We start from the raw sequence: 12,641 nt of genomic DNA, 5'->3' as shown, positions 1-12,641 counted from the left end.
TGACGACTCTCGTGTTAAAGTTATGCGCAGATTCTTGATAATAACGAGATAGGATATTCCCCCAATGATTAAAAAATGTCTGTTCCCTGCTGCAGGCTATGGCACACGCTTCTTACCAGCAACGAAATCTATGCCAAAAGAGATGATGCCAGTCGTGAATAAACCGCTTATTGAATACGGCGTTGAAGAAGCAATTCAAGCTGGTATGAACGGCATGTGTATTGTGACGGGTCGTGGCAAACACTCTATCATGGACCACTTTGATAAGAACTACGAACTGGAACACCAGATTAGCGGTACCAATAAAGAAGAGCTATTGGTAGATATCCGTGAAATCATTGAATCTGCAAACTTCACTTACATCCGTCAACGCGAGATGAAAGGCTTAGGCCACGCGATTCTGACCGGGCGTGAACTGGTGGGTGACGAACCATTTGCCGTCGTTCTTGCTGATGACCTTTGTGTCAACGAAGAAGAAGGCGTGCTAGCTCAAATGGTGGCGCTATTTAAACAGTTCCGTTGTTCTATCGTTGCCGTACAAGAAGTCCCAGAAGATGAGACTCACAAATACGGCGTTATCTCTGGTGAAATGATCAAAGATGACATCTACCGCGTAGACGACATGGTAGAAAAACCTGAGAAAGGCACGGCACCAAGCAACCTTGCGATCATTGGTCGCTACATTCTGACCCCTGATATTTTCGAACTGATTGAAAATACAGAGCCAGGTAAAGGTGGTGAAATTCAAATCACTGACGCGCTACTTAAACAAGCAAAAGCGGGCTGTGTCTTGGCTTACAAATTCAAAGGCAAACGCTTTGACTGTGGTAGTGTTGAAGGTTACATCGAAGCAACCAACTACTGTTTTGAAAACCTTTATCTAAAAGATGAAAAAGCTTCAGAGTTAGGTAAACACGCAACACAAAAAGCGGTATAAAGCATCGTCGTAGTACGAAATTATTGTTTCTAAAGCCCAGCATTATGTTGGGCTTTTATTTTTACTGTTTTTTTATCCAGTAATTTTCTTTGCACATTTCTCACACTATGTAATACTTGCCCCACTTGGTTATACATAGAGCAAAAACGATGGATAAAATAGAAGTTCGCGGTGCCCGAACCCATAACCTCAAAGACATTAATCTTACAATCCCTCGCGATAAACTGATTGTCATTACTGGACTAAGTGGCTCCGGTAAATCCTCTCTCGCTTTCGATACATTGTATGCAGAAGGCCAACGACGCTACGTAGAGTCTCTCTCTGCCTACGCTCGTCAGTTTTTGTCTCTGATGGAAAAACCCGATGTCGACCATATTGAAGGGTTATCACCCGCGATTTCTATTGAACAGAAGTCTACTTCTCATAATCCGCGTTCAACCGTCGGTACAATTACCGAAGTCTACGACTACTTACGTCTGTTGTATGCTCGTGTAGGCGAACCACGCTGTCCAACGCACCATGCCCCTCTTGCCGCACAAACCATCAGTCAAATGGTGGACAAAGTTCTAGAGATGCCAGAAGGCAGCAAAATGATGCTGTTGGCCCCTATTGTCAAAGAGCGTAAAGGTGAGCATGTTAAAACGCTTGAGAACCTGGCAGCTCAGGGCTTTATTCGTGCGCGTATTGATGGAGAGACATGCGATCTATCTGATCCTCCAACGCTAGAGCTACATAAAAAGCACACCATTGAAGTCGTGGTCGACCGCTTTAAAGTTCGTCCCGATCTGCAACAGCGCTTAGTGGAATCTTTCGAGACCACGCTCGAGTTATCAGGCGGAATTGCGGTTGTCGCGCCAATGGATGGAGACGGTGAAGAGATTATTTTCTCCGCCAACTTCGCTTGTCCACAATGTGGTTACAGCATGCAAGAGTTAGAGCCGCGACTTTTCTCATTCAACAACCCTGCTGGTGCATGTGGCACTTGTGATGGTTTGGGTGTGCAGCAATACTTCGATCCAAACCGAGTAATTCAAGATGATTCATTAAGCTTGGCACAAGGTGCGATTCGCGGTTGGGATCAAAAGAACTACTACTACTTCCAAATGCTCACCTCATTGGCCGATCATTATGGTTTCGATCTCCATGCCCCTTTTAATTCTCTGCCAAAGAAAACGCAAGATGTCATTCTAAAGGGCTCTGGCCGCACTGAGATTGAGTTTAAATACATCAACGATCGTGGCGATATTCGTGTTAAACGCCATCCATTCGAAGGTATTCTGAATACCCTCGAACGTCGTTATCGTGATACAGAATCCAACTCTGTCCGTGAAGAGCTTGCGAAATACATCTCCACTAAATCTTGTTCAAGCTGTGGTGGTACTCGTCTGCGCCTTGAAGCACGTAACGTGTTTATTGCTGATACGACACTGCCTGAGATTGTTGAACTTAGCATTGCTGATGCATTGGAATTCTTCCATTCCTTGAAACTGGAGGGTCAACGAGCCCAAATCGCTGAAAAAGTGATGAAGGAAATCAACGATCGCCTGCAGTTCTTGGTTAACGTTGGTTTGAACTATCTAAACTTGTCTCGCAGCGCCGAAACGCTCTCTGGTGGTGAAGCACAACGTATTCGTTTAGCAAGCCAAATTGGGGCGGGTCTTGTTGGTGTGATGTATGTTCTGGACGAACCGTCGATTGGTCTCCACCAGCGTGATAATGAACGCTTATTAAAAACGCTCACTCATTTGCGCGATTTAGGTAATACCGTACTTGTGGTAGAACACGATGAAGATGCGATTCGCTGTGCAGATCATGTCATAGATATTGGTCCTGGTGCTGGCGTACATGGTGGTAATGTTGTTGCGGAAGGCACCATGGAAGAGATAGTCGCGAATCCGAATTCTCTGACAGGTCAGTACTTAAGTGGTGTTAAAGAAATCGCAGTACCGAAAGATCGCACGCCGCGAGATCCGAAAAAAACGGTTGAGCTATTAGGCGCAACAGGTAATAACCTTAAAAACGTTAACCTTTCAATTCCTGTTGGGTTATTCAGCTGTATTACAGGGGTATCTGGCTCAGGTAAATCAACGCTGATTAATGATACTTTCTTTAAAATTGCGCATACCCAACTTAACGGAGCGACAACGGCTCAGCCTTCACCTTATAAATCGATTAAAGGTCTAGAGCACTTCGATAAAGTCATCGATATCGATCAAAGCCCAATAGGCCGTACACCTCGCTCTAACCCTGCAACCTATACGGGGATCTTTACACCAATCCGTGAACTGTTTGCAGGCACACAAGAGTCGCGTTCTCGCGGTTACAAGCCGGGCCGTTTTAGTTTTAACGTACGCGGTGGTCGTTGTGAGGCCTGTCAGGGTGACGGTGTTATCAAAGTAGAAATGCATTTCCTACCAGATGTTTATGTGCCATGTGATGTGTGTAAAGGTAAACGCTACAACCGTGAAACGCTCGAAGTACGTTACAAAGGTAAAACTATTGATGAAGTGCTAGAAATGACGGTCGAAGATGCACGCACCTTCTTCGATCCAGTTCCTGCCATCGCTCGCAAACTACAAACACTGATGGATGTGGGTTTGTCGTACATACGATTGGGTCAAGCGGCAACAACACTCTCCGGTGGTGAAGCACAGCGTGTGAAACTGGCGCGAGAGCTATCCAAACGTGATACAGGAAAAACCTTGTACATTTTGGATGAACCAACAACCGGCTTGCACTTCCATGATATCCAGCAGTTGCTCACTGTATTGCACAGACTTCGCGACCACGGAAATACTGTCGTGGTGATCGAGCATAACCTAGATGTCATTAAGACTGCGGACTGGATTATCGATCTAGGACCTGAAGGGGGACAGGGTGGAGGCGAGATAATCGCTCAAGGCACACCGGAAGATGTGTCGCAAATCGAGGGTTCGCACACAGCTCACTTCCTTAAGCCTATGTTGAAGTAGAAAAAACAGGTAAAGTACCGAGACCAGCAAGTGCTGGTCTTTTTTCATTCAAAACAACGCAATAACTATGGCTACTATACATGTAAGTGGAACAAAGCTTTCTCCCGAAAAAGTACAGGTTCCCCTCAATCGCAAGTTTCTCATTGCCTTGGCAACACTATTTGTGTTGGCAATGCACTTTTTCATGCCCAACCCCGGCGGTTCAGGGCTTTCACTTTCCTTCAATGCGACAACTTGGATTGCTTTTAGCTTTGCATTAGGCATTGGGTGCTACCAACTCGCGAATAATCGAGCGCTACGTTACTCAAAATTAACCATCGGCTTGTTCATTAGTGCTCTTATCATGACGGTGCCCATTCTGTACCCAAATGCGAATAGCAGTTTGGCAGCCAACAAGCTCATTGGTCTGTGGTGTGGCGTCCTGTTTTTTATTGTCTTACAACAATTTCATTTCAGTAATAAACATCGCCAACGCCTGTTATGGTTCATTGTCCTTGCGGTTGTTATCGAAGCCATTTTGGGTCTGACACAATATCTGTATCTCAAACCAGGCAATCCGTTTGGTTACGACACGATGGCCAATCGTCCTTATGGTATTTTCCAACAGCCCAATGTAATGGCCAGCTTTCTTGCGACAGGATTGGTGATTGCCAGCTATTTACTTGCACGTCAGCCCTACAAATACGACCGTAAGTTAAGCGATGTTTATCTTCTCTATGCCGTGCCAGTTTTAACCTTACCACTAATTGTGGCGTTGGCTTCACGCACTGGTTGGTTAGCATCGATCATCGCCGTTTTGTTGGTCATCCCATACATGTATCGCTTTGCGACCAAAGGGCGCTTTATCCGCTGGGTTACGTCGCTTGTCACTGGGCTCTTACTCTCAGTGGTTGTCATGCATCTTGCCTTTCCTGATGGAGGTGGGTTGGCCGCAGAAAAAGTAAACATGGAGTCTCCTCGAGCGTATACTTTTCCGCAAACATTAGACATGGTGATTGAAAAGCCTTTTACTGGCTATGGATATGGCAAGTTTGAATCTGAGTACATGCTGTATACGGCTCGTCAACATGCACTAAATGAGAATTACCCAGCTGGTTTGCCAGCCATGGATCATCCGCATAATGAGCTACTTTACTGGGGAGTAGAAGGTGGCTTGCTGCCAATACTCGGCATCTTCTTAGCGATGGCACTGGTACTGTATCGAATCTATCAAGCCAAACGCGGAACTCGTCTTGCGTTGCTGGCCTTGTTTATACCTATCGTATTGCACTCGCAACTGGAATACCCTTTCTACCACTCTCTCGTGCATTGGTTGATCTTCGTTATCCTGCTGTACTGGGTAGATCAGCGCGTCTCTCGTTATCGACAAGTCGGCTTTAGTAATGTGACCAAAAGCTTGCTGCGAGTCTTTAGTTTGGTACTTCCCGTTACGTTTACGTTTTACATGGTAAGCGCATTGCATACGAACTATGTATTGACGAAGTTTGAGACCACTAGGCCAACTAACCCTGATATTCTGAATCAAGTCAGTAACCCTGTAGTTTGGAAAGACAGGTTTGATTGGGATGTCTATAGCACGTTTTTAAACATTGGGCTGTACCAACAAGACGCAACCTTGATTCAGCCTTATATCGATTGGTCGCTAAAAATCATCAAAGATAAGCCTCGCCCTGCATTTTATAATAATTTGATTTTGGCCTACCAAGGCTTAGATGACTCAAGTAAAGCGGAGCAAATCAGAGCTGAAGCGCAGTTTTTGTTCCCGAAGATTGATTTCAGTGACGTCAATTACCGACCACCTTCTCAAGCAATCTCTGCCTCACCAGCACCCACTTCAGGTGCAGAGTAATAAGTACAAAAAAGCGAAGGGATGACCTTCGCTTTTCTTTATCTCATTGCGGTATAGCTTTATTCAGTGAGTGACTCTTCTAACGCTTTTAAGCACAGTGCAACGTTTTCAGGTCGAGCGCCGTAACCCATTAAGCCAATACGCCACGCTTTACCAGCTAATGCCCCGAGGCCTGCACCAATTTCTAGGTTATAGGTTTCTAGCAAGTGAGCACGAACTTTTGCTTCATCAATTCCTTCAGGCACGTAAATCGCATTTAATTGCGGCAAACGATGGGCTTCGTCCACAACAAATTCAAAGCCTAACTTTTGTAGGCCATTTTTGAGTTTTTCATGCATCAGTTGGTGACGAGCCCAAGCGTTTTCTAAACCTTCATTTTTCAGTATCAATAAAGCTTCATGCAACGCATACAAGCTATTAACTGGCGCCGTATGATGGTAACTACGCTTACCTTCTCCACTCCAATAGCCCAACACTAAACTCTGATCGAGGAACCAACTCTGTACTGGTGTTGTTCTTGCTTGAATCTTTTCAATTGCGGCAGGAGAAAACGTCACGGGTGAGAGTCCTGGTACACATGACAAACATTTTTGACTGCCAGAGTAAACCGCATCCAGTTGCCATTCATCCACTTTTAACGGCACACCACCAAGTGACGTCACCGCATCAACAATAGATAATGCATTATGCTGTTTCGCCAGCTTACCCAATGCTTGAGCATCACTGACTGCACCAGTTGAGGTTTCGGCATGCACAAAAGCAAGAATTTTTGTATCTGGGTGCTGTTCGAGTGCTTGCTCGACTTTATCAATGGAAACAGGCGTCCCCCATTCATCATCGACGATAACAACTTCACCACCAGCACGGACGACATTTTCGCGCATGCGTTCACCAAAAACACCGTTACGGCAGACGATCACTTTGTCGCCTTTCTCGATCAAGTTTACAAAGCAGGTTTCCATCCCTGCACTACCTGGCGCTGAAACCGCAATAGTGAACTCATTGTCAGTTTGAAAGGCATACTTCAATAGCTGCTTGAGCTCATCCATCATACCGATAAACAGAGGATCAAGGTGACCTACGGTAGGACGGCTTAGCGCTTGTAACACTTGAGGATAAATATCAGAAGGACCAGGTCCCATTAAAATACGGTGAGGCGGAATAAAGCTTTGGATCGACATGTCAGCTCCTTGATTATCTTTTATCCTGAGCATTCTAAAAGTTCTATTCAATAACATGGCTCAGGTGTAGGGTTCTTCACCCTAATAGATTTTTCCTCTATCAGCAATTAGCCGTAAGTATGGAGGTCAAACCAGTGTCACAAAATCGTTAATAAAAAACACCATAAAGGTTGAAATATTGATTGACATTAAGGCCTCAAAACCGTTCAATGTTTGAGCTTTATGTAGAAGAGGAGCGCTACCCAGGTAGATGATTTGTGGAACCGCAATTCCAACACCAATCATTGAGGGGGAGTAGTGCCGAGGTAAGTCAAAGTTGCAGGATTTGACTTGTCGGTTGAATTGGGCTGAATCCCATCAACTGTCATCAGCGCAGTCTGATGAAGGGCTTCTGAGGGTAAATTTTTCAAACAGCATTCTAAATACCTCTCTTTTTGCTCTGTTCCTTTTCTCACTAAACATTGGATGTACAATTTTTTAGGAAGTCGTGGGAGAACGCAGTGAGCGCATTTAACGTAGCTAAATTCGGTGGAACCAGTGTTGCCAACTTTGAGGCAATGAGTCGTTGTGCCACCATTATCGAAAACAATCCAACTACTCGCCTGGTCGTGAGCAGCGCTTGTTCTGGCGTCACCAACCTATTGGTGGAACTCGCCAATGGTGTACAGGATCAAACGCACCGTACTGAGCTGCTGCAAAATCTGGCCAACATTCATGACGCCATTTTAACTCAGCTCGAAGACAGCACAAAAACTGCTGCCGAGGTGTATGCCATATTAGATACCGTAACCAGCCTTGCCGAGGCTGCATCTATCCAAGCTAGTGCGAAGTTAACCGATCATTTAGTCGCATGTGGTGAGCTCATGTCGACGCACATTCTAGCTCAGTTAATGTGTGAGCGAGGCATTCAAGCAGTGCGCTTTGATATCCGCGATGTGCTGCGTACTGATGACAACTTTGGTCGCGCGGAGCCAAACATTGAAGCAATTTCGACGCTTGCGCAAGATAAACTCGTACCACTTTGCCAACAATCCGTTGTTGTTACTCAAGGCTTCATAGGATCTGACGAAGCAGGTAATACAACAACACTAGGTCGAGGAGGCAGCGATTACAGCGCCGCCTTAATTGCTGAGAGCGTCAAAGCGGCAGGGTTAGAAATCTGGACTGATGTACCGGGCATCTACACAACAGACCCGCGAATTGCGCCAAAAGCCTCACCAATTCCCGAGATCAGCTTTAGTGAAGCTTCAGAAATGGCTAACTTTGGCGCTAAAATCCTTCACCCTTCTACGCTAGTACCCGCATTGCGCCACGACATTCCGGTATTTGTAGGGTCATCGAAAGAGCCAGAAAAAGGAGGAACTTGGATTCGCCACCAAGTCGAAAGCTCACCGTTGTTCCGTGCGCTAGCTTTGCGTTGTAACCAAACCATGGTAACGCTACGCAGCGCCAATATGTTCCACGCATACGGCTTCTTAGCAAAGGTCTTTGAGATCCTTGCAAAACATAAGATCTCTGTCGATTTGATCACGACATCTGAAATCAGTGTATCGTTAACACTTGATCAAACCGATACATCCGGCGGAGCACCACAGCTGCCGCAAGCTGTACGAGAAGAGTTAGAAGAGCTATGTAAGGTAGAAGTTGAACATGACCTATGCCTCGTTGCTCTCATTGGTAACAACATGAGTGAGAGTAAAGGCTACGCGAAACAGGTTTTTGGCACGCTAGAAGACTTTAACCTACGCATGATTTGTTATGGTGCTAGCCCTCACAACTTATGCTTCTTGCTCCATGAATCGGTATCGAAAAAAGCCATACAAAAACTCCACACCGAGTTGTTTGAGAAGTAAGTTCAACTCAATAAAACAAAGGGCTGCGTATCTGCAGCCCTTTGTTGTTTCAATAGTTGTTACATTTGAACGAGGTAAACATCAATTTAACCGTTAATGTTTGGCCCTAACCATTTTTCAGCCTCGATCCTATCCCACCCCTTACGATCGGCGTAGCTCTCTAGCTGATCTTCTTGGATCTGTGCGATCGCAAAGTAACGTGAGTCAGGATGAGAGAAATACCAACCAGAGACTGACGCGCCCGGATACATTGCATAGCTGGAGGTTAGAGTCATGCCAATATTCTCTTCCACATTAAGTAGCTCCCAAAGCGGTCCTTTTTCAGTATGCTCAGGGCACGCTGGATAACCCGGCGCAGGGCGAATACCTTGGTATTTTTCACGAATGAGATCATTGTTAGATAAATCTTCATCCGCAGCATAACCCCAAATTTCTTTACGGACACGCTCATGCAAATACTCAGCAAACGCTTCGGCTAGGCGATCCGCCACCGCTTGAATCATAATTGCGTTGTAATCATCTCCCTGTGCTTTGTATTCATCAGCAAGCTCTCGTTCACCAATACCACCAGTGACAGCAAATGCCCCTATCCAATCATGTTTACCCGACTCTTTAGGTGCGATGTAGTCGGATAAACAATAGTTAAATCCTTTTGGTTTCTCGGTCTGTTGACGCAAGTTACGCAGTACTTTCACAACGTTGGTACGAGTTTCATCAGCATAAACTTCAATGTCGTCCCCCACGCTCGCAGCAGGGAATAAGCCACACATTCCACGCGCTTTTAACAGGCCTTCTCGCTCAACTCGATCAAGTAACTCGTTGGCATCTTCGAATAAACGTTTTGCTTCTTCACCAACTTCTTCATGTTGGAAAATTGTTGGATACTTACCCACAAGTGACCAAGTCATAAAGAATGGTGTCCAATCGATGTATTGACGTAATATAGCCACATCAAAATCATCGAAGATATGAATGCCAGGCTTAACAGGCACTGGAGGAGTGTAAGCTTCCCAATCGATCGCAACTTTATTCGCTCGAGCAGCTTCTAATGTCACTGGTTTGGTTCTCGGTTTCTTTCGATTATGTTGATCACGTACTCGTTCGTAATCAGCTTCAAGTTTTTCAACAAATTCAGGGCGACGTTCATCTGACAATAGAGAAGTACATACGCCCACCGCACGTGAGGCGTTATTCACGTAAACAACTGGATGCTTGTAATTTTGCTCAATCTTAACTGCTGTATGGGCTTTTGACGTTGTTGCGCCACCGATGAGAAGAGGTAAGTTAAAGTCGAGACGCTCCATCTCTTTTGCAACATGCACCATTTCGTCTAATGAAGGCGTGATCAACCCTGACAAACCAATAATATCGACGTTCTCTTCTTGCGCTACTTTTAAGATCTTTTCGCAAGGAACCATGACACCAAGATCGATAATTTCATAGTTATTGCACTGCAATACAACGCCTACGATATTTTTCCCGATATCGTGTACATCACCTTTTACCGTCGCTAACAAGATCTTACCGTTTGTTTGTCCCACCTGCTTTTCTGCATTGATGTAGGGCTCCAGATGCGCTACTGCTTGCTTCATCACTCGGGCAGATTTTACGACCTGAGGAAGGAACATTTTACCTTCACCAAACAAGTCTCCGACGACGTTCATCCCATCCATTAGTGGGCCTTCAATCACCTCTAATGGCTTTGAAGCATTGACACGAGCCTCTTCGGTATCATCAACGATAAACTCGGTTATTCCTTTCACTAACGCGTGTTCTAAACGCTTTTCAACAGGCCAAGTTCTCCACTCAAGTGCAGAGGCATCCTCCTCTTTACCTACCCCTTTGCCTGCGTATTCCGCCGCGATATCTAACAACCTCTCAGTGGCATCATCGCGACGGTTAAGAACGACATCTTCCACAGCCTCACGCAGCGTTTCAGGCACGTTATCGTAGATTTCTAACTGACCCGCATTCACGATCCCCATATCCATACCATTTTTAAAACAGTGATAGAGGAACACCGCGTGAATCGCTTCACGCACATAGTTATTCCCTCGAAAAGAGAACGAGACGTTAGAAACCCCACCCGAGATCATCGCGTGTGGTAAATCACGTTTGATATCGCCAACGGCTTCAATGAAATCCACCGCGTAGTTATTATGCTCCTCGATACCCGTAGCAATGGCAAAAATGTTCGGGTCAAAGATGATGTCTTCTGGTGGAAAGCCCACTTCATCAACGAGAATTCGGTAAGCGTTGGTACAAATTTCCACTTTGCGCTCACGTGTATCTGCTTGCCCTATCTCATCAAACGCCATCACAATCACAGCCGCACCATAACGGCGAATCAACTTAGCTTGTTCAACGAATTTCTCTTTGCCTTCTTTGAGAGAGATCGAGTTAACAATGCCTTTGCCTTGGATGCACTTAAGACCGGCTTCAATAACCTCCCACTTGGAAGAGTCGACCATGATTGGTACTTTTGAGATTTCAGGTTCTGACGCACAAAGGTTTAAAAATCGAACCATACAAGCTTGTGCATCCAACATGCCTTCATCCATGTTGATATCGATAATTTGAGCGCCATTTTCAACTTGTTGACGAGCCACATCGAGCGCTTCATCGTACAGTTCTTCTTTAATCAAGCGCTTAAAACGCGCAGAGCCAGTTACATTCGTACGCTCACCGACATTGATGAATAAAGAGTCTTTATCAATGGCGAGCGGCTCTAAGCCAGACAAGCGACAAGCAACGGGAAGGTCAGGCAATTGACGAGGGGCGACATTTTCAACCGCGAGTGCCATTTGGCGAATGTGCTCTGGAGTTGTGCCACAACACCCACCAATCAAGTTTAAAAAGCCACTTTGAGCCCACTCTTGAACATGCTTAGCCATATCTTCTGGCGATAAATCGTATTCGCCGAATGCATTCGGAAGCCCGGCATTTGGGTGAGCGGAAACAAAAGATTCTGATATACGCGAAAGCTCTTCAACATAAGGACGAAGCTCATCTGGGCCCAGCGCACAGTTCAAACCAAACGAAATCGGTTTAACATGACGTAATGAGTTGTAAAACGCTTCTGTAGTTTGACCTGATAATGTTCTACCGGAAGCATCAGTAATAGTCCCCGAGATCATCACAGGTAACTCAATACCCATCTCTTCAAACACACTTTCAACAGCAAATGAACAAGCCTTAGCGTTAAGAGTATCGAAGATGGTCTCGATAAGAATAAGGTCAGAACCACCTTTAATCAGCGCTCGAGTCGATTCAGAGTAAGCCTCAACTAACTCGTCGAAAGAAACATTTCGATATCCAGGGTCGTTTACATCAGGAGAGATAGAACAAGTGCGGTTCGTCGGCCCTAAAACCCCTGCGACATAACGCGGTTTATCGGGTGTTTTTGCGGTCCATTCGTCTGCAACTTCACGTGCAAGCTTGGCAGCAGCAAAGTTAATTTCTTCACTTAGGCTTTCCATCTCGTAGTCAGCCATCGCAATGGTTGTTGCGTTAAACGTGTTGGTTTCGAGAATATCTGCACCCGCTTCTAAATATGCAGCGTGAATTTCCTTGATAAGTTGAGGCTGACTTAGAACCAACAGGTCGTTGTTACCTTTTAGATCACAATGCCAATCCGCAAAGCGCGTTCCTCGATAGTCTTGCTCTTCAAGTTTGTATCCCTGAATCATGGTTCCCATACCACCATCAATCAAAAGAATACGTTGCTTCAATTGAGCTTCAATCTGTTGTCTTACGTTACTTCCCACAGTACAGCCTCATTCCTTTAGTTATCTTTCCATCCTATCACACAAACTTCAGGAGTCTAGACGTCTAAACGTGGAATTAATG

Annotated in this window: 6 protein-coding genes and 1 riboswitch; of the genes, 4 read left to right on the top strand and 2 right to left on the bottom strand. The window is 45.3% G+C overall.

Annotated elements, in window-relative coordinates:
- Positions 1–64: 64 nt before the first annotated feature.
- The 3 genes from galU (at position 65) to FR741_RS01960 (ending at position 5,758) form a co-directional block, all read left to right on the top strand.
- Positions 65–937, top strand: a complete 873-nt coding sequence (gene galU / locus FR741_RS01970) for a UTP--glucose-1-phosphate uridylyltransferase GalU (protein WP_005397418.1) — start codon at positions 65–67, stop codon at positions 935–937.
- A 149-nt stretch (positions 938–1,086) separates the two neighbouring features.
- Complete coding sequence (gene uvrA / locus FR741_RS01965) at positions 1,087–3,909, top strand: excinuclease ABC subunit UvrA (RefSeq protein WP_167426197.1); 2,823 nt, start codon at positions 1,087–1,089, stop codon at positions 3,907–3,909.
- Positions 3,910–3,976: 67 nt separating this feature from the next.
- Positions 3,977–5,758, top strand: coding sequence for a PglL family O-oligosaccharyltransferase (locus tag FR741_RS01960; RefSeq protein WP_167426196.1), 1,782 nt, complete (start codon positions 3,977–3,979; stop codon positions 5,756–5,758).
- A 59-nt stretch (positions 5,759–5,817) separates the two neighbouring features.
- On the opposite strand, the gene FR741_RS01955 is transcribed toward FR741_RS01960, so the two are convergent.
- Entirely contained in the window at positions 5,818–6,939 is a 1,122-nt protein-coding gene (locus tag FR741_RS01955; protein ID WP_012841365.1) for a pyridoxal-phosphate-dependent aminotransferase family protein, read from the bottom strand.
- A 220-nt stretch (positions 6,940–7,159) separates the two neighbouring features.
- A riboswitch (Lysine riboswitch) is annotated at positions 7,160–7,338 on the top strand.
- Positions 7,339–7,439: 101 nt separating this feature from the next.
- Between FR741_RS01955 and lysC the strand changes: the two genes are divergently transcribed.
- Positions 7,440–8,792: a lysine-sensitive aspartokinase 3 gene (gene lysC / locus FR741_RS01950; RefSeq protein WP_104974744.1), complete on the top strand. Its 1,353-nt coding sequence runs from the start codon at positions 7,440–7,442 to the stop codon at positions 8,790–8,792.
- Between the two features lie 86 nt (positions 8,793–8,878).
- Here the strand turns inward: lysC and metH are convergent, their stop codons facing one another.
- Positions 8,879–12,559: a methionine synthase gene (metH, locus tag FR741_RS01945; RefSeq protein ID WP_167426195.1), complete on the bottom strand. Its 3,681-nt coding sequence runs from the start codon at positions 12,557–12,559 to the stop codon at positions 8,879–8,881.
- Between the last annotated feature and the right edge of the window lie 82 nt (positions 12,560–12,641).

The organism is Vibrio diabolicus (assembly GCF_011801455.1).
Lineage (GTDB): Bacteria > Pseudomonadota > Gammaproteobacteria > Enterobacterales > Vibrionaceae > Vibrio > Vibrio diabolicus.
Note: the sequence above shows the minus strand (reverse complement) of the source record. Positions and strands in the feature narration are given on the sequence as shown.

Coding starts and splice junctions, on each gene's coding strand:
- galU (WP_005397418.1), top strand. CDS start 65: ATGATTAAAAAATGTCTGTTCCCTGCTGCAGGCTATGGCACACGCTTC.
- uvrA (WP_167426197.1), top strand. CDS start 1,087: ATGGATAAAATAGAAGTTCGCGGTGCCCGAACCCATAACCTCAAAGAC.
- FR741_RS01960 (WP_167426196.1), top strand. CDS start 3,977: ATGGCTACTATACATGTAAGTGGAACAAAGCTTTCTCCCGAAAAAGTA.
- FR741_RS01955 (WP_012841365.1), bottom strand. CDS start 6,939: ATGTCGATCCAAAGCTTTATTCCGCCTCACCGTATTTTAATGGGACCT.